We start from the raw sequence: 24,020 nt of genomic DNA on the forward strand, positions 1-24,020 counted from the left end.
GAAGAACCCTGAGAAGAGGATGCCCGTCATGGGGCACCTCGTCGAACTGCGCAATCGGTTCTTCATCGCAGCGATCGCGATCGTCCTCGGCGCCGTCGGCGGCTGGTTCCTCTACGATCCGGTCCTCGACATCCTGCAGGAGCCGATCCGCACGATCAACGACTCGACGGGCCGGATGGCGGAGATCAACTTCGCCGGAGTCGCCTCCCCGTTCGACATGAAGATCAAGCTCTCCCTCTTCATCGGGCTCTTCATCTCATGTCCGATCTGGCTCTACCAGGTGTGGGCGTTCGTCGTCCCCGGCCTGACGAGCAAGGAGAAGCGCTACTCGTTCGGGTTCCTCGGCGCCGCCGTCCCGCTCTTCCTCGCCGGCTCCGCGATGGCGTTCTTCGCCCTGCCGAACGCGGTCAAGGCCCTGACCTCGTTCACCCCGCAGGGCGCGACGAACATCATCCCCGCCCAGGACTACCTGACGTTCGTCATGATCATCATCGTCGTCTTCGGCATCGCCTTCGTCCTGCCCGTGCTCATGGTGGGACTGAATATGCTCGGCATCCTCTCGGCGACGCAGATCCGCAAGTCGTGGCGGATCATCGTCATGATCGTCTTCGTCTTCGCCGCGATCGCCACCCCGACCCCCGATGCGATGTCGATGTTCTTCCTCGTCATCCCCATGATCACCCTGTTCTGCCTCGCGTGGGGTGTGTGCGTGCTGAACGACCGCAGGCGCAGGCGCAAGCTCGTCGCCCAGGGCCTGTGGGTCGATCCCGAGGAGCTCGACGACCCCGAGAAGAGGAATCCATGACCAAGCGTGCCGGCACCGACATCGATCCCGCCGGCGCCGAGGCGGTGGGCCCGGCCGAGGCGCTCAGCCCCGCTGAGGCCTATGCGCAGTTCCGGGCCCGTGCCGAACGGGAGCAGACTCCGCTGGGCCGCTTCCTCGCCCGCACGGACTTCGACCTCGACGACTTCCAGATCGAGGCGTGCACCGAGCTCCAGGAGGGCAAGGACGTCCTCGTCACCGCCCCGACGGGTGCGGGCAAGACGATCATCGCCGAATTCGCCGTCGACCTCGCGATGGACGCGGGCACCCGGGTCTTCTACACCACCCCGATCAAGGCCCTGAGCAACCAGAAGTTCGCCGACCTCGTCGCCGTGCACGGGGAGGAGAATGTCGGCCTGCTCACCGGGGACACGACGATCCGCCGGGATGCGCCGATCATCGTCATGACCACCGAGGTCCTGCGCAACATGCTCTACAACGATCCGGGGGGACTTGCCGACCTCGGCTTCGTCGTCCTCGACGAGGTCCACTACCTCGCCGACCGCTTCCGCGGACCCGTGTGGGAAGAGGTGATCATCCACCTTCCCGAACGCGTCCAGGTCGTCTCCCTGTCCGCGACCGTGTCCAACGTCGAGGAGTTCGGCGCCTGGCTGCGCGAGGTGCGCGGGCCGACCACGGTGATCTCGACCTCGCACCGGCCCGTGCCGCTGGTCAACCATGCTCTCGTCGGGCATCGGATGTACGACCTGTTCACGCATCAGGACTCCGAGCGAATCGACCCGGCGCTCACGCATGCGACCCGCACGTACGGCGGCCCGCGGTCGAAGCGGGAGAAGGGCGCCCGGTCCCGGTCCCGGTTCCGCCGTCCCAGCCGCACCCAGATCGTCGCCTCCCTCGCCGAGGCGGGCATGCTGCCGGCGATCATGTTCATCTTCTCCCGCAACGGGTGCGACGAAGCCGTCGAGCAGTACATCGCCACGGGTGCCGACCTCAATTCGCGCGAGGACAAGGTCATCGTCAATGCCGCCCTCGAGCGGCTGCGCGAGGAGCTGCCGGCCGAGGACCTCGGCATCCTCGGCTACCATTCGTTCCGCGAGGGCCTCCTCCTCGGCGTCGCCGCCCACCATGCGGGGATGATCCCGCAGTTCAAGGAGCTCGTCGAGGAGCTGTTCTCCGCCGGGGTCATCAAGGTCGTCTTCGCCACAGAGACGCTGGCGCTGGGCATCAACATGCCCGCCCGCACCGTCGTGCTCGAGAAGCTCGTGAAGTTCAACGGCGAAGCCCACGTCTCGATCACCCCGGGGGAGTACACGCAGCTGACCGGGCGGGCGGGCCGGCGCGGCATCGACCGGATCGGCCACGCCGTCGTCGTGTGGCATCCGACGATGGACATCAGCGAGGTCGCCGGGCTCGCCTCGAACCGGTCGTACGCCCTCGGTTCGGCCTTCGGCCCCACGTACAACATGACGGCCAATCTGCTCTCGCGGATGAGCCCGGCCGATGCCGCGAAGGTGCTCGAGACCTCGTTCGCCCAGTTCCAAGCCGACAAGGCCGTCGTCGGGCTCGCCCGGAAGGTGCGCAAGAACGAGGCGACGATCGCCGCGTATGAGAAGTCGATGCACTGCGACCGCGGCGACTTCGCGGAGTACGCGGCCCTGCGCCGGGAGATCTCGGAGACCGAGAAGCAGGAGACGCAGACGAAGTCGAAGGTCAGGCAGCGTGAGATCGTCGAATCGCTGTCGGCGCTCAAGGTCGGCGACGTCATCACGCTGCCCGCCCGTCGGGTCGAGGGCACAGCCGTGATCATCGCCCCGATGTCCTCCCGCGACGGGGTCTCGCGGCTGCCCACCGTGCTCACCGAGCAGGGCAAGGTCTGGCATCTGCGCCCCCACGAGGTGACCCAACCGGTGGCGCCCATGGGCCGGATCAAGGTGCCCAAGAAATTCAACCATCGGCAGGCCGCCGATCGGCGGGCGCTGCTGGGGATCCTCGCCGAGGCGGTCGCCGACGGCCGTGTCGACCGCGACGTCCGCTGGGTGTCCCGGCAGACGCCCGGCGGGGTGAGTGCGTCGGTGTCCGAGCTCACCGCGCGCATGCGCGCCCATCCGTGCCATGACTGCCCTGACCGGGAGATGCACGCCCGGTGGGCGAATCGGGCGGCGAAGCTCGAGAAGGAGAACGCGTCCCTGATCAAACGCATCGAGGGCCGCACGACGTCGATCGCCCTCGTCTTCGAACGCGTGCAGGAGGTGCTGTCCACGCTCGGCTTCGACCCCGAGCATGCGGACATGCTCCGCCGCATCTACGGTGAGCGCGACCTCCTCGTCGCGCTCACGGTGCGGGCCGGACTCTGGGATCGGCTCACCGAACCCGAGCTCTCAGCGTTCGCCTCGTGCTTCGTCTACCAGGCCAGGCGCAGCGAGAGCTTCCATGCTGAGCGCGCCCCGAGCCGTGACCTCAAGGTCGCAGGCGATGAGGCGATCGACCTGTGGCGGGAGCTGTTCCGGCTCGAGGAGCAGCATGCGCTCACCCCCACCCCGGAACCGGACAGGGGCCTCTTCGTCCCGATGTTCCGGTGGACGGAGGGCAAGAACCTCGCCGAGTCACTGCGGGGCACCGACATCGCCGCCGGAGACTTCGTCCGCTGGGCGAAGCAGACCCTCGACCTGCTCGGTCAGGTCGCCGAGGTGTGCCCGCCGGAGACGGCTGTGCGCATCCGGCGCACGATCGAAGCCGTGCGCCGCGGCGTCGTCGCCGACACCTGAGCCGGCGGGCAGCCGGCGGAGCACCGCCTGCCCGGGGCCGGAGTCTCAGCGGCGGATGCGTTTGACGATGTTCTCGATGTCGGAGCCGAACGCGTTCTCCGTCGTCAGGTAGGTCCACGTCGACGAGGGGCGTTTGAGCCCGTGGGAGACGAGGTCGATGCCGTCGGCGGTGAACTCGGCCTCCTCGACGGTGGTCACCGAGTCGTCGAGGACATCGGACCAGAACGAGGAGAACACGCGGATCGACTCCGTGTTGAACGCCTCGTGCGGCTTCTCCTTCGCGAACGTGCGCAGGTGGATGCCCTCACGCAGGTCGTTGAGGAACGCGAGATGGTCGACCCAGCGGGCGTCGAGGTGGAAGAGCAGGACCTCACGCAGGCTCTCGTCGACGACCTCGGGGGAGTGCGCTTCGGCAAGTTCCTCGGCCTTCTCGCCGAGGCGGTCCTTGAGTTCGGTGATCGCCTCGTCGTCGGTCCGCAGCTCTCTGCGGCGGGCGAGGACGAGTTCGCGCTGCTTGGCCATGAGCTCGTTGAAGCGCCACGTGTCCCGGTGCAGGGCCGTGTTCTGGCCCTCGGCGATGCGCTGGGCGTGCTCGACGAGGGTGAGCGCCCGCTTCGAGTCGATCCATCCCGTCTCATCGCCTTCGGAGACGAAGCGCTGGATCTCCGGCACCCGGGTGAGGAGCTCGTCCTCGAGGCTGGTGAAGAACACCGAGGTGCCCGGGTCGCCCTGCCGGCCCGCACGTCCGCGCAGCTGATCGTCGAGGCGAGAGGAGGGGTAGCGTCCGGCGCCGATGACGAGCAGACCCCCGGCCTCGGCGACGGTGTCGTCGGCGAGACGGATGTCCGTGCCGCGCCCGGCCATCTGCGTCGAGACGGTCACGGCGCCGGGTCGACCGGCCGCGCCGATGATCTCGGCTTCGGCGGAGTCGTCCTTCGCGTTGAGGACGGCGACCTCGACGCCGCGTTCGGTCAGGCGCTGGGCGAGGGATTCGCTCTCGGCGACCGAGGAGGTGCCGATGAGCACGGGACGATCCTTCGCATGGTTGTCCACGACCTCCTCGACGATCGCCCGCTCCTTCGACTCCTGGTAGGTGTAGAGGCGGTCGGCTTCGTCCTCGCGGACGACGGGCAGGTGCGTGTCGACGGGGACGATCTCGAGGTCGTAGAACTCCCGCAGGTCGTCTCCGACGGCCAATGCGGTGCCGGTCATTCCGCACACCGTCGCATAGCCGTGGATGAGCTCTTCGACGGTCATCTGGTCGAGGATCTCGCCGCTTTCGGTGGTCGCGAGCTTCTCCTTGGCTTCGACGGCGGCCTGGAGGCCGTCGGGCCAGCGCTGGAGTTCGGCGACGCGTCCGCGGGAGGCGGAGATGAGCTTGATGCGTCCGTCCACGACGAGGTAGTCGATGTCGCGTTTGACCAGGGCCTTCGCGTAGAGGGCGAGATTGACGGCGGCGAGGTCGGCGGCGCCGTCGCCGTAGAGTTCGACGTCGAGCTCCTCCTCGACCCGGGTGACGCCCGCATCGGTGAGGGAAACGGCACGGCGGTCGGGGCTGATCTCATAGTCGGTGCCCGGGGTGAGGGTCTCGACGAGGGCGGCGATGCGCTCGTTGCCGTCCTCGATGCTCGAGGAGCCGGCAAGGACGAGGGGAACGCGGGCCTCGTCGATGAGCACCGAGTCGGCTTCGTCGACGATGACGACGTCGCGGTCGGTGACGCGGATGTCGTCATCGTCGAGGACGAAGCGGTCGCGGAGGACGTCGAAGCCGACCTCGGTGACCGAACCGTAGACGACCTCCGCCCGGTACGACTCACGCCGGTGCTCGTCGTCCTGGGCTGCCGAGATCGCCGCCGACGACACGCCGAGGAGGTCGAAGACCGGGTGCATCCACGTACGATCGCGCACCGCGAGGTAGTCGTTGACGCTGACGACGTGGACGCGGCGGCCCTGGAGGGCGTAGCCGGCTGCCGCGAGCGCCCCGACGAGGGTCTTGCCCTCACCGGTGGCCATCTGGACGATGTGGCCCTGGAGCAGGCCGATGAGGCCTAGGAGCTGCGTGTCGTAGGCGCGTTCGCCCAGGGTGCGCTCCGCGGCCTCCCGCGCGAGTGCTGCGTAGCGGACGAGGGTCTCGCGCGCCGTGCCGGTCGCGAAGACCTCGGCGGCCGCCTCGGTGAGTTCGGCGTCGCTGAGGTCAGCGAATTCGCGGGCCGCCTCGTCGAGCTGAGCCGTGGCCTTCTCGAACCATCCTGTGGCCTTCTCGGCCTGGGCGCCGGGGCGGTTGAGCAAACGGGAGAAGAGTCCCAATTCATCGTCCTTTACGTCGTTAGGGTCGCGACTGAAGTCTATCCTCGTCGGCGATCGGCCAGGATCCGTCGACGACGGCGTCGGCGTTTCCCTTCCGGCGCAGGAATGCCTGGAGATCGGCGGCCTGAGCGCGTTTCCATTCGCCTTGGGCGGCCATGATCTCCGGTCCCGTGAGTGCGGCGATTTCCGTCGACTTCATGGCCAATGCTCGGGAGATGTCCAGGGCCGCGCGCGCGTCGGCGGCCGCATCGTGGGCGTCGAGGAGGTCCACGCCCCACGCCTCGGCGGTGGCCGTGAGCGTGCGCTTGCCCCTCCGGTAGCGGTCGACCTGCCGGTCGAGGACGAAGGTGTCGACGATCGCCGGCAGCAGCGCCCGCAGCTCGAGGTCGGGCCGGTGCCGGCGCACCTCGGCGTCGAGGACGCTTAAGTCATAGACGATGTTGTGGCCGACGACGACGGCGCCTTCGTCGCGGAATCCGGCCAGCGCGGTGCACAGGGCGGTGACGACCTCGACGGCCGGGGCGCCGTTGGCCTGCGCGTACTCCGTGGTGATGCCGTGGACGGCGCGGGCGGCCTCGGGGATCTCGACACCGGGATCGGCCAGCCACATCTCCACCCGGTCGGGCTCCTCGACGAGGGCGGCGGTGACGATGCGCGCGGTGTCGGGGTCGACCCCGGTGGTCTCGAGGTCGAAGCCGATGAGCCGGGCCCGGGGCCACGGCACCTCTGCGCCGGGGCGTTCCCCGGTGTTCGGGGAGGCTGAGACGCCGGCGCTGTCGAGGGCGGCGAGCAGGTTCTCGACCGAGCGGGCGATGTTCTGCCCGTGGGCCGCGGCCTCGAGCGCTGCGGTGTCGAGGGACCCGGGGAGGGCGTCGAGGGCGATGCCGTGGTCGACGTCGGTCAGGCACGTCATGACCTCGACGGTGCGGGCGAGCATCTCCTCGGAGTCGACGATCGTCGTCGCGCGCTTCGGGCTCAGGCCGCCGGTCTTCACTCCGGCCTTGGCCGCGGAGACGATGCCTGCGAGCGTCCCGAAGTTCGTCAGCAGGGTGGAGGCGGTCTTCTCCCCGATCCCCGCCGCACCGGGAAGGCCGTCGGAGGGGTCCCCGCGCAGGGCGGCGAGCTCACGGTAGCGGATGCCCGATTCGACGCCGTAGAGCTCCGGCAGGTCGGCCGCGGTGATCGCCTCCCATTCGCCGCCCTTGCGTGGGCGCAGGACGCTGACGTCACGGTCGGCGTCGAGGAGGGCGAGGAGGTCGCGGTCGGGGGAGACGATGACGACGGGGGTGGTCGACTCGGCCGCCATCGTCGCGATGACGTCGTCGGCCTCGGTGCCGTCCGCCTCGGCGATGGGAATGCCCGCGGCGGTGAGCACGGCCCGCAGGATCGGCAGCTGGGCGTCGAGCTCGGGCGGGATCTCGGTGCCCGCCTCCTCGTCCTTGATGCGGGCGGCCTTGTACTCGGGCATGATCGCGGTGCGGAACGCCGGGCGCCAATCGGCGTCCATCGTCGCGACGACCCGGGCGGAGGAGAAGCGGCGGATCATCTGGGCGATCGCGTCGAGGACTCCGCGGACCGCGTTGACCGGCTGACCCTCATCGTTGACGATCGAATCCGGCACCGAATAGAAGGCGCGGTAGTAGAGCGCGGGCGTGTCGACGAGTACCAAAGGCTTCACAGTCCCCGACCCTACCCGAGACTCCTGACGCGGATGCGCGGGCAGGTCGTGAGCAGGTGTAGCCTGTCGGCTGTGAATATGTACTACGGCGGAGACGTCTACAGCAGCGCCGACCCCTTCGCGACGGCCCTGGGCACCGCGGACGGGACCGTGAGCTTCATCGGTTCGGACGAGGCCGCACTCGCCCTCGACCCGGCCGCGGCCGACCTCGGCGGGGACTTCCTCGCCCCCGGCTTCGTCCATGCCGGGCTCGTGCTCGGTCCGGATGCGCCCACCGCGGCAGAGCTCCACGCCCGCGGGATCATGCACGTCCACGTGCTCGGCGACCAGGCCGCGATCGAGCGCTTCTCGTCACAGGCCCCGGACGGCCTGCGGATCATCGGCTACCCGGATCTCGCTGCGGGCGGGGAGCGGGCATGGCTGCCGGCAGCTGCGCTGGTCGGTCTCGACGCCCTGCCCGAGACCTCGCTCTACCTCGTCGTCTCGACACCGGCGGAGCTCGCCGCCGTGCTCAACCGGTTGAGCGAGTCCCCGGCGCACGCGCAGCGGTGGGGCTACCGGCTGCTGCTCGACTTCCCCGTCCCCGCCGAGAGCGTCGAAACACTCGGCCGGTCGGGGATCGCCGTCACCCTCGATCCCGGCCGCGACCAGCCCTTGGCGGCGCTGCTCTCGGCCGGTGCACAGGTCTCCCTGGCACTCGGCGACGAATCGCCGTGGGGCAGCGTCCGTTCCGCGGTGCTCGGCTCCGACGGGATCGGAGCGCGCGCGGCATTCAACGCCGCGACCCGCTTCGCCCATCGTGCTGCCGGCAATCCCGAGGGCGGAGTGCTGCGCCCGGGAGCGGACGCCGACTTCGTGCGCTGGAGCGTCGAGCGGCTCGTCGTCCAGGTCGCCGACGCCCGCGTCGCTGCGTGGAGCACCGACCCCCGGTCGGGGACTCCGGGACTGCCGGAGCTCGCTGCGGACGTGGCGCTTCCCACACGCGTGGGCTGATGTCGATCCGACACGCCGATGAGTGAAAGTTTTTTCGCTCCGGTAACTTGCCCCTCACCTGCGATTTCGACCATTCTCCCAGGTGAGAGTGATTTTGCCTGAAGCTCAAGTGCGATTAGATTCGTCGTTGACATTCCACCGCGCGTGGGATGGAGCCGACGCTCCTGTCATTAGATAACTCGCTGTGCTCCGTGGCTGTGATGCCCGGCACATCGTGGTCCGAAGGCGGGGGTGTCGGCTCATTGTTTCCCCCTGTGCGGGCGTAGGGTGGGGGCCGTGATTCCAAAGATCCTCGTCGTCATCCCCACATACAACGAACGGCTTGCCCTCCCTGTGACCCTCGCCGGTCTCTTCGAGCATCAGCCCGCAGTCGACGTCCTCATCGTCGATGACGGCTCCCCGGACGGCACGGGGGAGTGGGCCGACGAACTCGCCGCGAGCGACCCGCGGGTCAACGTCCTCCATCGCAGTGAGAAGTCCGGGCTCGGCATGGCCTACATCGCCGGTTTCGCGTGGGCGCTCGAGCGCGACTACGAGATCATATGCGAGTTCGACGCCGACGGCTCCCACCGCCCCCTCGACCTCGGTCAGCTGCTCGCGCCGGCCCTCGCGGACGAGGCCGACCTCGTCATCGGCTCCCGCTGGGTGCGCGGCGGGGCGATCGTCGACTGGCCGCGGTCGCGCTTCCTCCTCTCCCGCGGCGCGAACCTCTACGTCGATGCGGCGATGGGCCTGGGCGTGCGCGATGCCACGGCCGGGTTCCGCGCCTACCGGCGGAGAGTCCTCGAAGCCCTCGACCTCTCAGGCGTGCAGTCCCAGGGCTACTGCTTCCAGATCGACATGACCGGCCGCACGGTCGATGCCGGGTTCCGCGTCCTCGAGGTCCCCATCGTCTTCGTCGAACGCGAACTGGGGGAGTCGAAGATGAGCTCCTCGATCATCTCCGAGGCCTTCACGAAGGTCGCCGGGTGGGGTCTGGCCCGTCGCGGACGCCAGCTCAAGGGCCTGCTCGGCCGCAGGAGAGCCTGACCGGAGCAGCGGCAGCCGACACACAGTCAGCAGACAACACGAGGGGTGCCGGTCGATCGACCGGCACCCCTCGTGTGTGGAATATCAGCTGTTCGCGGGAACCTCACCGCGGCGAATCGCCAGGCGCTCGTCGAGGAGGACCTGGAGTTCGTCGAAGGACCGGCGCTCGAGGAGCATGTCCCAGTGCGAGCGCACGTGCTTCTCGGGTTCCCCGTCGGGTTCGTTGACGCCGACGCGCACACCGATGCCGTGGATGCCCGAATCCCACGTCGAGGGCACTTCCGCCTCGATCGAGAACGGAACCTTGAACCGGGTGCCGTCCTCGCATTCGAATTCGACCATCTGTCGGGGCGCGGGCTCGACGCCCTCCTCCGACTCGAGGCTGCGCGAGCCCAACTGCGTTCCGCGGAGACTGCGTTCGCTCATATCTCTTCCCTTCCGACGCGACTGCCGAGACCGTACAAAGGCAACAGTCTACCGTCTACGGCTATTCCCCTTCCGCCCCCGTGGGCGATGACAGCGTCGCCTGGGCCAGCCGCACCTCATCGGTGACGATCCCATCGACGCCGAGGCGGGCGAGTTCGATCATGTCCGCGGGCTCGTCGATCGTCCACACGTGCACGGCGAGTCCGATCCGATGGGCGCGGTCGACGAAATCTTTGGTGACCACGGGCACGCGCTTCCAGCGCATCGGGACCTGGAGGGCGTCGAGTCCCGGTGGGAGGCAAAGCAGTCCACGGGCGGGCAGGACCGGCAGGGCGCCCGCTGCGAATCGAGCCGTCTCCCCGGTTCCCGCCGAGGTGCGCACCCCGGGCAGAGCCCGCCGCAGCCGGGTGAGCGTCGTATCCGAGAACGAGGCGAGGCGCAGGCGGTCCTCGACCCGGCGGGTGAGGACGAAGCGGATCATCGCGGCGATCGAGACCGGGGCCTTGACGTCGATGTTCCACTCCACGTGCGGCAGGGCGTCGAAGAGCGCGCCGAGGCGGGGCAGGCGCCCGCCGTCGACGAGGTCGAGCCGATCGAGTTCGGCCGCCGGCAGTTCGCGGATGAGGTGGGGGCGCCCGGCGATGCGGGACAGGTCGGCGTCGTGGGCGGCGAAGAGCACCCCGTCGGCGGAGGCATGGACATCGGTCTCCATCCACGTCACCCCCGCCTCGGCGGCGAGGGTGAAGGCGGCCAGTGTGTTCTCGCTCGTCTCCGGCCAGCGACCGCCGCGGTGGGCGATGACCTCGGGCTGGGAATTCATGGTCCAATCCTAGGCTCCTGTTGAAATCGCGAACCGCGTCGACAACGATGGAGGCATGAGCCGAGAAGAAGAGCCCCTCGAACCCGACTTCGTCATCGATTCCACCAAACGGACCCCGACCCAGCGGGCCCGGTCCGCAGCGGGCCGCGCCTACGGCGCTGCGAGCAGCGGGGTGAGGAATGTGCGCGAGGCGGCGAAGGGGTCGCGACTCATCGAAGCCACCGAGAACGGTGTGAACAAGGCCCTCGGCAATGTGTCCCACGCGATCGACGAGGCCGTGCGCAGCGGCAGGGTCGAACGCGCCTTCGACAAAGCGCAGGAGACGGTGACGACCGGTGCCGACGGTGTGCGTCGCCTCATCGACAGGGTCTCGAAGAAGGACCCGAAGGATCCCGATCCGCGCTGAGAGCGTCAACGAGATACTCAACATGTGAGGGACCTCTCGTCCTCTTCGCGTGCCGCGGTGGAAATGTAACAGTTTGTTAACTAGACTGTCCTCTGGTAACGATCCGATAACTTGAGGCACGGTCAGCTCTGTGCCGCTCATCGACACGAAGGACGGACAGTGGGCAAACACTCCTCGACCTCGACGAAGGGTTCGATCCTCTCCGCGCTCAAGCCGGGGAAGAAGCGCTCCGGTCGGCACACCCCGGAACCCGCCTCCGCCGGAGGCGTCCTCGCCGCGGTCCGGTCTCGCCCCGTCCTCTCGGCGTTCGTCGTCCCCGCCGCAGCCACTGCGGCCGTCGTCGGTTCGAGCTTCGCAATGGTCCCCGGCGCCACGGACAACAACAGCCGTGTCGTCGCCGAGAGCCCCGTCGTCGTCGAGGTTCCCGCTGCCAGCCCGGCCGCCGATGAGAACCTGAAGAAGGCCGAGGACCAGGCGAAGGAGAAGCCGGGCAAGGTCTCGCTCGAGACGAAGACCCAGGCCCCGGAGCCGAAGCCCTCGACGTCGAAGTCCTCGAAGTCCTCCTCGGGCGGCGGCAAGTCGTCCTCGAAGAGCTCGGGCTCCGAGGACTCCGGTCCCTCGAAGTCGGGCAAGTCCGCCGGCACCTCCGGCGAATGCCCGATGTCGTTCTACGGCGGCGGTGACGGCACCGACGGCGGACCGACCGCGAGCGGTGAGCGCTTCGATGCGAGCAAGCTCACGGCCGCACACAAGTCCCTGCCGTTCGGTTCGAAGGTCAAGATCACGAACAAGGCCAACGGCAAGACCGTGACGGTGCGCATCAACGACCGCGGACCCTACTCAGGTTCGCGCTGCATCGACCTCTCCGCGGCGGCGATGAAGGCCGTCGGCGGCACCGGCGCCGGAGTCATCCAGGGCAAGTACGAGGTCCTCTGAGACCCGGTCCGCCCACCCTGCCCGCATCGGGCACTCAGCCATTGCGATCGAGAAGCTCGCGCGCTCTGCGTGCGAGCTTCTCGCGTACCTCGGCGGGGGAGACCACCTCGACACCGGGAACGGTGAGCAGCTGAGCCACCGCGACCTCGACCGATTCGAGGAGGATGAAGAGTTCGCCGATCGTCCCGCCGTCAGGACCATTCGCATCGACCGCCCATGACCCGGCGATCGCCTCGGCGGTCAGAGGTCCCGGGATCGCACGGGAAAGGTCGGGAAGGTGCGCCTCAGCCAGTCGCAGCGTCACCGGAATCGTTCGGATGGCGCTGTCGAATCCGCGTTTCGCCTGCTCCCAATAGGACCCGAGATCGAAGTCCGGTGGACGTACTGCCCGCAGCCACCGCAGTCCGATGTCGTCGATCCGCGACACCCGATACGTCCGCGGCAGACCGCCCGGTTGTTGGGCGATGAGATACCAGCGACCGGCCTTGACGGCGAGGCCGAGCGGGATGACGCTGCGCCGCTTGGTCGCCTCGCCGCGCGCATAGACGAAGGTCAGTCCTCGCCGAGTCCGCAGTGCGGTGACGATCGTGCCGAGCGCCTCGGGAGCCTCCGGTGCGGTGAACCAGTCCGGGCCGTCGAGAACGATGAGGCGGGCGAAGTCGGTGTCCGCCTCCGGTGCGGACGCGATCTTCGCGTGCGCGGTGGCCTGAGCGTCTCCGAGCCCGAGATCTCCGGCGGCGATCGATCCGAGGAGGACGGCGTCGAGTTCCTCACGCGTCAGTCCCTGCAGCGGCGAGGTCCAGCCGCCGAGGAGGCTCACTCCGCCGCCGGGACCCGACTCGGTGACGATGGGGACGCCGATGCGCGAGAGCTCGGCGAGGTCACGGTAGATCGTGCGTTCGGTGACCTGAAGTCTCTGTGCAAGAGCTGCGGCGGTGATCGGCTGTGTGCGCGCGGAGAGGACGACGATCTCGGAGACGAGCCGGGCAGCCTTCATACATTCGGACTCTAGACGCCGCCACTGACAGAAGATGCTCCCGCGCTGACAGAGGATGTCAGGGATGGGCGGTCAGACTCGTTCCATGAGTACTGAGACGCCGACCCCAGAGGCCGCGAACCCAGAGTCCACCGAATCCCTGCAGCCTGACGCACCCCGTCCTCTGGCGGGGAAGGTCGCCGTCGTCGCCGGGGCCACGCGCGGCGCCGGCCGGGCCATCGCCCTCGACCTCGCCGCGGCCGGTGCCTTCGTCTGGTGCACCGGACGCTCGAGTGCGCACCGTCCCTCGGACTACGGGCGTCCCGAGACGATCGAGGGCACACTCGACCTCATCCGTGAAGCCGGAGGAGACGGCGGGGCCGTCGTCTGCGACCACCTCGTCGACGCGGACCTCGCAGCCTTGGCGGGACGGATCCAGGCGGTGGGCGGGGCGATCGACATCCTCGTCAACGACATCGGGGGAGAGGCGTACGTGTCCTGGGGCGAGAAGCTCTGGACGGCCGACCCGGCAGCCGGCCGACGGCTCTTCGACGCCGGACTCCTCACCCACCTCAACACCGCGAGGACGCTCCTGCCGCTGCTCATCTCCCGACCCGGCGGTCTGCACATCGAGATCACCGACGGCACGAGCGAGTACAACACGACCCACTTCCGGGAGGCCGTGTGGCTCGACCTGACGAAGACCGCCGTCAGCCGGCTCGCCTTCGGCCTCTCCCACGAACTCGCCGACTCCGGGGCGACCGCGGTCGCGCTCACCCCAGGGTGGTTGCGGTCGGAGATGATGCTCGAGGGCTTCGACACGCGCGAGGACACCTGGATGGCAGATTCCCTCGATCCCGCCCGCGAGGTGCCGCCTGTCGACTTCGCGATCTCCGAGACCCCGCACCTGCTCGGCCGCGGCATCGTGGCCCTGGCTGCCGATCCCGACCGGAACCGCTTCACGGGACAGACCCTTTCGAGCTTCGCCCTCGCCGAGACCTACGATCTGCGCGACGTCGACGGAACCCGCCCCGACGCGTGGGGCTTCCTCGCAGCCAAGGAGACCGACCCTCACGCCGACCCACGGGCCTTCCGCTGACGGTCGCCGATGCCCGCGAACGTCTTCCCAAGGCCTGCGCGCATGGCTACTGTGTGTCCTACGCGCGCACACGCACCAGCGACAGGGGAGTGCCATGGAGACAGTCGAGACCATCATCGTCGGAGCAGGACCGACCGGGCTGACCGCAGCGCGGACCCTGCAGGCGGCCGGGCAGTCCGTCCTCGTCCTCGAAGCCCGCGACCGGGTTGGCGGGCGCACGTGGACCGACCGCATCGACGGTCAGATGTTCGAGATCGGCGGACAGTGGATCTCACCCGATCAGACGGCGATCCTCGACCTCGTCAGCGAACTCGGACTCGAGACCTTCCCCCGCCACCGGGAGGGCGACAGCGTCTTCATCGCCCCCGACGGCACCCGCACCGTCTACGACGGGGGCATGTTCCCGGTCCCCGCGGCCACTCAGGCGGAGATGGAACGCCTCATCGGCCTCCTCGACGACCTCGCCGCCCGGATCGGGGCCGAGGCCCCGTGGGACGCCGAGGATGCCGCGGAGCTCGACGCGATCTCGTTCCACCACTGGCTGCGGCAGCAGTCGGAGGACGAACTCGCGTGCGCGAACATCGGCATGTTCGTCGCCGGCGGCATGCTCACGAAGCCCGCCACCGCGTTCTCGGCACTCCAAGCCGTCCTCATGGCCGCCTCGGCGGGATCGTTCTCCCACCTCGTCGACGATCATTTCATCCTCGACCGCCGGGTCGTCGGCGGGATGCAGCAGGTCTCCCAGCTCCTCGCCGCCGAACTCGGTCCCGAGGTCGTGCGCCTGAACAGTCCCGTCCGGCGCATCGACTGGTCCGGCGCCGAGGTGGTCGTGAGCACCGACGACGCCGACTTCGCGGCCACCGACGTCATCGTCGCCGTGCCCCCGAACCTCTACTCGCGGATCACCTACGTCCCGCACCTGCCGAGGCTCCAGCAGGTCTTCCACCAGCACCAGTCGATGGGACTCGTCATCAAGGTCCACGCCACCTACGACCGGCCGTTCTGGCGTGAGCAGGGACTCTCGGGAACCGGGTTCGGCTCCGGCCGTCTCGTCCAGGAGGTCTACGACAACACCAACCACGGGGAGGAGGCGGGGACCCTCGTCGGATTCATCTCCGACGTCAACGCCGATGCGATGTGGGCGCTCGACGAAGAGGATCGCAAGCAGGCGATCCTCACAGCGATCGCGGACTTCCTCGGCCCCGAAGCGCTCACCCCACGGGTCTTCCACCTCTCCGACTTCGGGGCGGAGGAATGGACGCGGGGGGCGTACGCGACGAGCTACGACCTCGGCGGGCTCCACCGGTGGGGTCGGTACCAGAACGACCCGGTGGGACCGCTGCACTTCGCGAGCTCCGACATCGCCGGGCGCGGCTACCAGCACGTCGACGGCGCTGTCCGCATCGGACGGGCCACGGCTGAGACGATTCTCTCAGACGCGCACTGATCTGATTAGATGAGCCAATGACCTCGGCAACACCCGCACCAGACCGCCCCATCGACACCGACTCCGGACTGAGCGCAAAGGGGCTCTCAGCAGGAAAAGTCGGTGCGATCGGCGGCGCGATCATCGGCATCGCTTGCATCGCCCCCGCGTACACGCTGACCTCGGGGCTCGGACCCACGATCTCGGAGGTCGGCGTCCACACGCCGGCGATCCTCCTCATCGGCTTCGTCCCGATGCTCCTCGTCGTCTTCGGCTACCGCGAACTCAACTCGGCGATGCCGGACTCGGGGACGACCTTCACGTGGGCCACCCGCGCCTTCGGTCCCTGGCTGGGCTGGATGGGCGGCTGGGGGCTGATCGCCGCGACCGTCCTCGTCCTGTCCAACCTCGCCGCCGTCGGCGTCGACTTCCTCTTCATCCTGCTCAGCCAGATCTTCTCCGACCCCGCCATCGCCGACCTCACGCGGGTGCTGTGGATCAACATCCCCATCACCATCGCCCTCACCGCGATCGCCGCGTGGATCTCCTACCGCGGGGTCGAAGCCACCGAGAAGATCCAGGTGTGGCTCGTGGCCTTCCAGGTCATCGCGCTCGGCTGGTTCGTCATCGCCGCCCTCATCCACGTCGCCAACGGCACCGCCTTCGACGCGACCCCCGTGCGCCTCGACTGGTTCAACCCGGTCGCCGCCGGAGACTTCTCGACGGTCGCAGCCGCCGTGTCCCTGTCGATCTTCCTCTTCTGGGGCTGGGACACCGTCATCACGATGAACGAGGAGGCCAAGGACCCGGAGAAGACCCCGGGACGGGCGGCGATGCTGACGATCTTCGCGATCGTCGTCATCTACATCGCGTGCACGATCGCCGTGATCTCCTACGCCGGTGTCGGCACCGAAGGACTCGGCGCCGGCAACCCGGAGAACCAGGAATCGATCTTCGCGGCCCTCGCGGGACCGATCATGGGCCCCTTCGCGCTCATCGTCTCGATCGCCGTCCTCTCGTCCTCGCTCGCCTCCCTGCAGTCGACCATGGTCTCGCCCTCGCGCACGATCCTCGCGATGGGCCACTACGGGGCGCTGCCGCAGCGTTACGGCAACGTCTCCCCGCGGTTCAAGTCCCCGTCGGTGGCGACGATCACCTCGGCGGCCGCGGCGATCATCTTCTACGTCGTCATGCGCGTGCTCTCGGAGAACGCTCTGTGGGACACGATCACCGCGCTCGGGCTCATGGTCTGCTTCTACTACGGGATCACGGGTCTGGCCTGCACGTGGTACTTCCGGAAGTCGTTGTTCAACTCCGCCCGCACGGTCTTCTTCCGGTTCCTCTTCCCGCTCATCGGCGGGGCCACCCTGCTCGTCATCTTCGTCCGCACCGCGATCGACTCCCTCGATCCTGCCTACGGGTCGGGATCCTCGGTCTTCGGCATCGGCCTCGTCTTCGTCCTCGGCATCGGGGTCCTCCTCCTCGGCGTCGTCATCATGATCATCCAGGCGATCCGGTACCCCGCGTTCTTCCGCGGTGAGACGCTGCGACAGGGCGTGGCCGACAAGGACGCGTGAGGTGCGCGCGGACCGTCTTGCCGAGCTGCGCGCTCTGCGTCGGGTCCGCGACCGGATCGACCGGGAGTTCGCCCGGCCGCTCGACGTTCCCGGGCTCGCCGCCGGAGTGCACATGTCCGCCGGACACCTCAGCCGCCGGTTCAAGGCGGCCTACGGCGAGTCCCCGTACTCGTACCTCATGACGCGGCGCATCGAGCGGGCAATGGCGCTCATCCGCGGTGGGGACGCGTCGATCACCGACATCTGCTTCGCCGTCGGCTTCTCCTCGCTCGGGACCTTCAGCACCCGGTTCTCCGAGCTCGTCGGTCTCCCGCCGAGCGAGTACCGGGCGCGTGCCGTCCACGGCGACCTCGACCTGCCGACGATCGTGGTGAAGAATGCGCTGCGACCGGTCAGGAATCGAGAAGCCGGTCGCAGCGCAGCCGACTAGCATGGCTGTCATGGACATCACCATCAACGCCAGTTTCCTGCCCCATGTCGACGCCGAGGAGTCCGTGGCCTTCTACCGGGACGTGCTCGGCTTCGAGGTCCGCCTCGACGTCGGTCAGGGTCAGATGCGGTGGATCACCGTCGGCCCCGCATCCCAGCCGGACACCTCGATCGTCCTCACCCCCGCCGTCGTCGACCCGACGATCAGCGAAGCCGAGCGCGCGACGATCGAAGCGCTCATGGCCAAGGGCAGCTACGCGGGAATCGTGCTCGCCAGCCCGGATGTCGACGAGGCGTTCGCCGCGATCGAGGGGAAGGGCCCCGACATCGTCCAGGAGCCGATGGACCAGCCCTACGGTCTGCGGGACTTCGCCCTCCGGGACCCGGCCGGCAACGTCATCCGCGTCCAGCAGCGTGGCTGAGGTGGGCATGGTCGCCGCGGACAGCCATGACCTCATCCGTGTGCGCGGAGCACGGGAGAACAACCTCAAGGACATCTCCCTCGAGGTGCCCAAACGCCGCCTCACCGTCTTCACCGGGGTCTCCGGGTCGGGCAAGAGCTCGCTCGTATTCGGCACGATCGCCGCGGAGTCGCAGCGGATGATCAACGAGACCTACAGTGCCTTCGTCCAGGGCTTCATGCCGACGATGGCGCGCCCCGAGGTCGACGTCCTCGAAGGGCTGACCACGGCGATCCTCGTCGACCAGGAGCGCATCGGCTCGAACCCGCGATCGACCGTGGGCACCGTCTCCGACATCAACGCGAAGCTGCGGATCCTCTACTCACGCCTGGCCGAACCGAACCTCGGCTCCCCGAACGCGTACTCCTTCAACGTCGCGACGATCAGCGGCAAAGGGGCCGTGACGATCGAGAAGGGAGATTCGAAGGAGGTCGAGCGGCGCTCCTTCTCCGTCAACGGCGGCATGTGCCCGCACTGCGAGGGCATGGGCACGGCCACCGACATCGACATCACCCAGGTCGTCGACGAGACGAAGTCCGTCAACGGTGGGGCCATCACGATCCCCGGGTTCAAGGTCGGCGGCTGGTCGGTGCGCATGTACTCCGAGTCCGGGCTCTTCGACCCGGACAAGCCGGTGGGCGACTTCACCCCGGAGGAGCGGCGCGCCCTGCTCCACCTCGAAGGGGAGAAGGTCGTCATCAATGGGACGAACATCACCTACGACGGGCTCATCCCGCGGATCCAGCGCTCGTTCCTGTCCAAGGACCGCGACGGCATGCAGAAGCACATCCGTGAGTTCGTCGACCGGGCCGTCGTCTTCACCGTCTGCCCCGAATGCCGGGGGACCAGGCTCAACGCCGCCGCGCGGTCCTCGTACCTGGCAGGGAAGTCCATCGCCGAGGTGTGTGCGATGCAGATCTCGGATCTGGACTCGTGGCTGGCCGAGATCACCGATGTGGGGGTCCAGCCGCTCGTGGCATCGCTGCGTGAGACCGTGCGGGCCTTCGTCGACATCGGCCTGGGCTACCTCTCGCTCGAACGGTCCTCAGGGTCGCTGTCCGGGGGAGAGGCGCAGCGGATCAAACTCGTCCGGCATCTCGGTTCGGCACTGACCGACGTCACCTATGTCTTCGACGAGCCGACGATCGGGTTGCACCCGCACGACATCGAGTCGATGAACCGGTTGCTTCTCCAGCTGCGCGACAAGGGCAACACCGTCCTCGTCGTCGAGCACAAACCGGAGACGATCGGCATCGCCGACCACGTCGTCGACCTCGGACCCGGGGCGGGTGCTGCCGGGGGAGAGGTCTGCTTCACCGGCACGGTCGAGGGTCTGCGCGCCTCGGGAACGCTCACCGGCGAACACCTCGGGTTCACGGCCGCGCTCAAGGATTCGACGCGTGAGCCGACCGGGACGATCGAGATCAGGGGCGCGAACGGGCACAACCTCCAGGACATCGACGTCGATATCCCGCGGGGAGTCCTCACGGTCGTCACCGGTGTCGCCGGGTCCGGCAAGAGCACGCTCATCCATGATTCGCTCATCGGCCGTGATGGCATCGTCTTCATCGACCAGGCGCCGATCAAGGGCTCGAGGCGGAGCAACCCGGCGACGTACACGGGCATGCTCGAACCCGTGCGCAAAGCGTTCGCCAAGGCCAACGGCGTCAAACCGGCGCTGTTCAGTGCGAATTCCGAGGGTGCGTGCCCGGTGTGCAACGGTGCGGGGATCATCTACTCCGACCTCGGTGTGATGGCGGGGATGTCCGCGCCGTGCGATGTCTGCGAGGGCAAGGGCTTCCAGGCCTCGGTGCTCGAGTACACCCTGGGTGGGAAGAACATCCGCGAGGTCCTCGACATGCCGGCGCTCGCAGCGGTCGAGTTCTTCTCATCGGGGGAGTCGAAGGTGCCGGCTGCGGCACGCATCGCCCGTACGCTCGTCGATGTCGGTCTCGGCTATCTCAGTCTGGGCCAGCCTCTGACGACGCTCTCGGGTGGTGAACGGCAGCGACTCAAGCTCGCCACCCACCTGTCGGCGAAGGCTGCGGACGCCGCCTCGGTCATCGTCCTCGACGAACCGTCGACGGGTCTTCACCTCGCCGACGTCGCGAATCTGCTCAGGCTGCTCGACGACCTCGTCGATTCGGGCCGCACGGTCATCGTCATCGAACACCATCAGGCGGTCATGGCCCACGCCGATCACCTCATCGATCTCGGGCCCGGCGCCGGGCACGACGGCGGACGCATCGTCTTCGAGGGCACACCCGCCGAGCTCGTCGCCGCGGGCACCACACTCACAGCCACCCACCTCGGCGAGTACATCGGGCGGTGAGGCGCGACTTCGTTGCGATAAGAGTGCACTCCGATGTCACGCCAGGCCGAGGTCGGACTTGACCTGGTCCCAGGGGATGGGCGCGACTCCGTCGCGCACCATCTCAGTACGAGCTTCGGCTGCCGATCTCAGGTCGGCCAGATCCTGTGCGTCTTCGATGAGCTGGTCGAGGACGCCGGCGTCCACGACTGCGGCAACTCGGTTGCCGCGTCTCGTCAGATACACGGGATCGCGCGCAATTCGGGCCTCGTCGATGACATCGGCGAGTCGGGCTCGGGCATCGCTGATGCTCATTTCGCTCATAGCACCATCGTGTGCCGAGTTGGCTGAAATGTACATGACTGCCGAAACGTACAGGCCACCGAGAGTCGGCTGCCGGTCGGTTACATCGATTGAATCAGTCGGTGGCTACGGTGCGTGTGCCACCTCTCCCGCACCATCGTGGGCTACGCCGATAATATACATTATGTTAACTACACTGAATGGGTGCCTCCCCGCTTCACGGAGCATCATCGGCCACTGAGTGTCGTCGGCTGTACGATCGCACAGGCATGTCACGCAGATGCATCGCACGGCCACCGGAGAATCGGCTCTCGCGAGGATTGCCCGTATCGTTCTGGACGCGGAATCGCCTATTCATCGGATCGATGCACCCGTTCTGTGCCGCGCGCACGCTTCGCTACCTGCGACAACACCCGTGGTATCTTGCAGGAACCATTGACTTGTCGAACGTGCGATCAATAGGGTGACTGTGACGGCGACCACACTCAGTGGTCGGATGAATCACGACGCAAGGAAGCCTCATGATCCTCCCGCCCTCTCCCCCGGCCACGACGACGTCACAGCCCGGCACCGAATCCCGCCGCAAGGCATGGTCGCTCACCGCACTCCTCGTCGTCCTCTACGTCGTCAACTACGGCGACAAAGCCGCGTTCGGCATCATCGCCCAAGCACTCAAGGACGAACTCGGCGTCAGCGCCGCCCAGATCGGCCTCGTCGGCAGCCTCTTCTTCTTCGCCTTCACGATCGGCGGCTTCTTCGCCGGGGCACTCAACCGGTGGCTGTCCCTGCGCACGGTCCTCCTCGTCCTCGCCCTCGCGTGGGCCGCCGCGATGCTCCCGCTCGTCGTCTCCGCGACCTTCGCCGTCCTCGTCGCCTCCCGGATGCTCCTCGGCTTCGCCGAAGGGCCGAGCTCAGCGCTCATCCACACCGCCGCCTACTCGTGGCATCCGACCGAACGCCGCGGGTTCCCGGGCGCGCTGCTCGCCTCCGCCGCCTCGGTGGCGAAGATCGTGCTCGCCCCCGCACTCGCCTACCTCGCCGTGACCTTCGGGTGGCGCAGCGCGCTCATCGCGATGGCCGTGATCGGCATCCTCTGGTGCTTCCTCTGGCTGCGCTTCTGGGAGGTCGGCCCCTACATCCCCGCGAAGGCGACGAAGGAGGCCGTCGAGAACCCCGACGAAGAGCCGCGCGTTCCGTGGCGGCGGATCATCCTCACCCCCACCTTCCTCACCGGCGTCCTCCTCGTCGCGAGCATCTACGCCCTCGTCACCGTCGTCCTCACCTGGCTGCCCTCGTACTTCGAGGTCGGCCTCGGCTACAGCCGCCTCGAAGCCGGCTCGATGCTCGCGATCCCCTCCTTCGTCGGACTCATCAGCCTCGTCGGCGGCACCCTGCTCTCCGACCGGCTGCTCGCCCGCGGCTGGTCTTCGAGGTTCGTCCGCATCATCGGCCCCTCCCTGTGCGTCATCCTCGGCGGCGGCATCCTCTTCTTCCTCCCGCAGATCCAGAGCGCGCCCGGTGCGGTCGCCGTCGTCGCGATCGGCTACGGCGTCGGCGTCGTCGTCCTGCCCCTGTTCAACGCCGCGGTCTCGGAGATCTGCCCGCCGAGGCAGACCGCCGGCACCCTCGGCGTCTTCCTCGCCCTCATGGCCGTCGGCGGCCTCATCGGCCCGTACGTCACCGGACTCATCGTCGACGCCGCCCCGGACCCCGGCCTCGGCTATGCCACGGCCTTCCAGGTGCTCGGGATCGCCGCGGCCGTAAGTGCGGCGCTCACCTTGGTCTTCGCCGATCCCGAACGGGACCGCGACCGCGTCCGCGGAACCGCGTGAATGAGCCTCAGCGTCCTGAGATGCGCAGCACCCGCTCGGCCGCCGACTCCCCCGCCTGGGGTCCGAACCTCGGTGGCCGGTACCCGCCGGTGTCCCCGAGGGCGACGATGAGATCCCCGAGCTCATCGGCCATGAACTCCGCAAGCGCGTCGTCGATCGGCCACGCATACCCGGTGCCGCGGGACAGGTCGGCGGCGTGGAGGGCGAGTTCGAGGATCCGCATCCGCACGAGCTGGTCTCCCGGCAGCGCACCGATCCGGTGGCTGACCGGGACCGACAGGTCGACCGCCGCGGCAGCGGTGCGGAACTCCCGTTCGAGCTCCCAGAACGCTGCGAGCGGATCCTCGCCGAGGTGGTCGAGGCCGCGGGTGGCCTCGACCTCGGCGGGCGGCTCCTGACGCAGGAGCATCGCATAGCGCGCTCCCCCGCCGACCAGGTGGTTGACCAGCTCCCGATTCGACCAGTCCGCGCAGCCGCTTGCACAGTCGAGGTCGTCCTCGGTGGTGAGCGTGAGCGCCGCAGCCCAGCACGCTTCGGCGCGGTCGAGATGGACGGCGATGACGGGATCGAGCATGCCCTGATTCTCACACGCGGTCCACGCACCGGCCACCCGTTCTCGTCTGCTGGGAACTTGAGCGAAAGCTGTGGGTTTCCTGGCGATTCCGCGCTATGTTGCACTCACGAGCACACCGATGTGAGGAGCCCTCCATGGTCACGGCAAGCGCCGCCGCCGACTATCTGCCTCTGGCCAATGCCCCGGTCCTCTGGATCCTCGCGATGGCCGTCATGGGCGTCGTCGTCATCCAGTCGCTCATCTACATGAACGCGGTGCGGAAGAACGCCGAGTCCGCCGGAATGACCCAGGCCGAGGTGACGACGGCCTTCCGCGCCGGCGGGGTCGCAGCGATCGGACCCTCGCTCGCCGTGGTCCTCGTCGCCGTCGCCCTCCTCCCCCTCTTCGGCACTCCCCCGGTCATCGTCCGCGTCGGCCTCATCGGCTCGGCCGCCACCGAGGTCGCCTCCGCCTCGATCGCGGCCGGGACCATGGGCGCGAACCTCGGCGATGAGACGTTCACCCGCGGCGTCTTCGTCGTCGCCCTCATGGCGATGAGCCTCTCGGGTGCCGGTTGGATGCTCTCGACCCTCATCCTCACCCCGATCTTCAAGCGCAGCTCCCACAAGCTCGAGAAGGTCAACCCGGCGCTCATGTCGATCATCCCCGGAGCCGCCCTGCTCGCGGCCTTCGCCGCCCTGACGTTCCGGGAGATCCCCAAATCGCCGACCCACATCATCGCGATCGCCGCCTCCGCGGTGGTCATGTCGATCTGCCTCATCCTCGCCCACACCCTGCGCCAGTCGTGGCTGAAGGAATGGGCGCTGGGGATCTCCGTGCTCGCCGGACTCATCGCCGCCTACTTCGCCCACTACGCCGGTCTCGGCGTCGCCCCGAGCTGAGGAGAGC

21 protein-coding genes are annotated in these 24,020 nt (G+C 68.2%); 14 read left to right on the forward strand and 7 right to left on the reverse strand.

Annotated elements, in window-relative coordinates:
• Positions 1-28 precede the first annotated feature (28 nt).
• On the forward strand, positions 29-805 hold the full coding sequence (tatC, locus tag AAHA49_RS04785; RefSeq protein WP_425286499.1) for a twin-arginine translocase subunit TatC: 777 nt from the start codon (positions 29-31) through the stop codon (positions 803-805).
• Positions 802-3,549 (forward strand): DEAD/DEAH box helicase, encoded by a 2,748-nt coding sequence (locus AAHA49_RS04790; protein WP_342037405.1) that lies wholly within the window; start codon positions 802-804, stop codon positions 3,547-3,549. Before tatC ends, AAHA49_RS04790 begins: the two co-directional genes overlap by 4 nt.
• A gap of 45 nt (positions 3,550-3,594) precedes the next feature.
• Here the strand turns inward: AAHA49_RS04790 and secA2 are convergent, their stop codons facing one another.
• Positions 3,595-5,856, reverse strand: a complete 2,262-nt coding sequence (gene secA2, locus AAHA49_RS04795; protein WP_342037406.1) for an accessory Sec system translocase SecA2 — start codon at positions 5,854-5,856, stop codon at positions 3,595-3,597.
• Between the two features lie 19 nt (positions 5,857-5,875).
• Positions 5,876-7,534 (reverse strand): 5'-3' exonuclease H3TH domain-containing protein, encoded by a 1,659-nt coding sequence (locus AAHA49_RS04800; protein WP_342037407.1) that lies wholly within the window; start codon positions 7,532-7,534, stop codon positions 5,876-5,878.
• A 78-nt stretch (positions 7,535-7,612) separates the two neighbouring features.
• Here AAHA49_RS04800 and AAHA49_RS04805 point away from each other — a divergent pair, with 78 nt between their 5' ends.
• Together AAHA49_RS04805 and AAHA49_RS04810 are read left to right on the forward strand one after the other, a co-directional pair.
• Positions 7,613-8,527, forward strand: coding sequence for a metal-dependent hydrolase (locus AAHA49_RS04805; RefSeq protein ID WP_342037537.1), 915 nt, complete (start codon positions 7,613-7,615; stop codon positions 8,525-8,527).
• 276 nt (positions 8,528-8,803) lie between these two features.
• Positions 8,804-9,556: a polyprenol monophosphomannose synthase gene (locus tag AAHA49_RS04810; RefSeq protein ID WP_342037408.1), complete on the forward strand. Its 753-nt coding sequence runs from the start codon at positions 8,804-8,806 to the stop codon at positions 9,554-9,556.
• Between the two features lie 84 nt (positions 9,557-9,640).
• Here the strand turns inward: AAHA49_RS04810 and AAHA49_RS04815 are convergent, their stop codons facing one another.
• On the reverse strand, positions 9,641-9,982 hold the full coding sequence (locus AAHA49_RS04815) for an RNA polymerase-binding protein RbpA (RefSeq protein ID WP_339391642.1): 342 nt from the start codon (positions 9,980-9,982) through the stop codon (positions 9,641-9,643).
• A 61-nt stretch (positions 9,983-10,043) separates the two neighbouring features.
• Entirely contained in the window at positions 10,044-10,802 is a 759-nt protein-coding gene (locus AAHA49_RS04820) for a glycerophosphodiester phosphodiesterase family protein (RefSeq protein ID WP_342037409.1), read from the reverse strand.
• A gap of 55 nt (positions 10,803-10,857) precedes the next feature.
• On the opposite strand from AAHA49_RS04820, the gene AAHA49_RS04825 reads away from it, so the two are divergent.
• Both AAHA49_RS04825 and AAHA49_RS04830 read left to right on the forward strand, forming a co-directional pair.
• Entirely contained in the window at positions 10,858-11,208 is a 351-nt protein-coding gene (locus AAHA49_RS04825) for a hypothetical protein (RefSeq protein WP_342037410.1), read from the forward strand.
• Between the two features lie 159 nt (positions 11,209-11,367).
• Positions 11,368-12,144: a septal ring lytic transglycosylase RlpA family protein gene (locus AAHA49_RS04830; RefSeq protein WP_342037411.1), complete on the forward strand. Its 777-nt coding sequence runs from the start codon at positions 11,368-11,370 to the stop codon at positions 12,142-12,144.
• A 34-nt stretch (positions 12,145-12,178) separates the two neighbouring features.
• Here the strand turns inward: AAHA49_RS04830 and AAHA49_RS04835 are convergent, their stop codons facing one another.
• The gene (locus tag AAHA49_RS04835; protein WP_342037412.1) at positions 12,179-13,141 is read right to left on the reverse strand and encodes a helix-turn-helix transcriptional regulator; all 963 of its coding nucleotides are present in this window, start codon (positions 13,139-13,141) and stop codon (positions 12,179-12,181) included.
• An 85-nt stretch (positions 13,142-13,226) separates the two neighbouring features.
• Between AAHA49_RS04835 and AAHA49_RS04840 the strand changes: the two genes are divergently transcribed.
• The 6 genes from AAHA49_RS04840 (at position 13,227) to AAHA49_RS04865 (ending at position 20,444) form a co-directional block, all read left to right on the forward strand.
• Positions 13,227-14,219 carry an SDR family oxidoreductase gene (locus AAHA49_RS04840; RefSeq protein ID WP_342037413.1) on the forward strand — a complete coding sequence of 331 codons (993 nt, stop codon included), beginning with the start codon at positions 13,227-13,229 and terminating at the stop codon, positions 14,217-14,219.
• 94 nt (positions 14,220-14,313) lie between these two features.
• Entirely contained in the window at positions 14,314-15,666 is a 1,353-nt protein-coding gene (locus AAHA49_RS04845; protein ID WP_342037414.1) for a flavin monoamine oxidase family protein, read from the forward strand.
• Positions 15,667-15,683: 17 nt separating this feature from the next.
• The gene (locus AAHA49_RS04850; protein WP_342037415.1) at positions 15,684-17,222 is read left to right on the forward strand and encodes an APC family permease; all 1,539 of its coding nucleotides are present in this window, start codon (positions 15,684-15,686) and stop codon (positions 17,220-17,222) included.
• Position 17,223: 1 nt separating this feature from the next.
• A complete protein-coding gene (locus AAHA49_RS04855; RefSeq protein ID WP_339391650.1) occupies positions 17,224-17,652 on the forward strand; it encodes a helix-turn-helix transcriptional regulator in 429 nt (142 codons plus the stop codon).
• A 1-nt stretch (position 17,653) separates the two neighbouring features.
• A complete protein-coding gene (locus tag AAHA49_RS04860) occupies positions 17,654-18,073 on the forward strand; it encodes a VOC family protein (protein WP_342037416.1) in 420 nt (139 codons plus the stop codon).
• Between the two features lie 7 nt (positions 18,074-18,080).
• Positions 18,081-20,444: an ATP-binding cassette domain-containing protein gene (locus tag AAHA49_RS04865; RefSeq protein WP_342037417.1), complete on the forward strand. Its 2,364-nt coding sequence runs from the start codon at positions 18,081-18,083 to the stop codon at positions 20,442-20,444.
• Positions 20,445-20,480: 36 nt separating this feature from the next.
• On the opposite strand, the gene AAHA49_RS04870 is transcribed toward AAHA49_RS04865, so the two are convergent.
• Positions 20,481-20,747, reverse strand: coding sequence for a type II toxin-antitoxin system Phd/YefM family antitoxin (locus AAHA49_RS04870; RefSeq protein ID WP_342037418.1), 267 nt, complete (start codon positions 20,745-20,747; stop codon positions 20,481-20,483).
• 500 nt (positions 20,748-21,247) lie between these two features.
• On the opposite strand from AAHA49_RS04870, the gene AAHA49_RS04875 reads away from it, so the two are divergent.
• Positions 21,248-22,558, forward strand: coding sequence for an MFS transporter (locus AAHA49_RS04875; RefSeq protein ID WP_342037419.1), 1,311 nt, complete (start codon positions 21,248-21,250; stop codon positions 22,556-22,558).
• Between the two features lie 7 nt (positions 22,559-22,565).
• Here AAHA49_RS04875 and AAHA49_RS04880 read toward each other — a convergent pair whose 3' ends face one another.
• On the reverse strand, positions 22,566-23,132 hold the full coding sequence (locus AAHA49_RS04880; protein WP_342037420.1) for a maleylpyruvate isomerase family mycothiol-dependent enzyme: 567 nt from the start codon (positions 23,130-23,132) through the stop codon (positions 22,566-22,568).
• Between the two features lie 134 nt (positions 23,133-23,266).
• Between AAHA49_RS04880 and AAHA49_RS04885 the strand changes: the two genes are divergently transcribed.
• On the forward strand, positions 23,267-24,013 hold the full coding sequence (locus AAHA49_RS04885) for a DUF5058 family protein (RefSeq protein WP_342037421.1): 747 nt from the start codon (positions 23,267-23,269) through the stop codon (positions 24,011-24,013).
• The last annotated feature ends 7 nt before the right edge of the window (positions 24,014-24,020 follow it).

The sequence above is a fragment of the Brevibacterium ammoniilyticum genome (assembly GCF_038429965.1).
Classification (GTDB): Bacteria; Actinomycetota; Actinomycetes; order Actinomycetales; family Brevibacteriaceae; genus Brevibacterium; species Brevibacterium ammoniilyticum.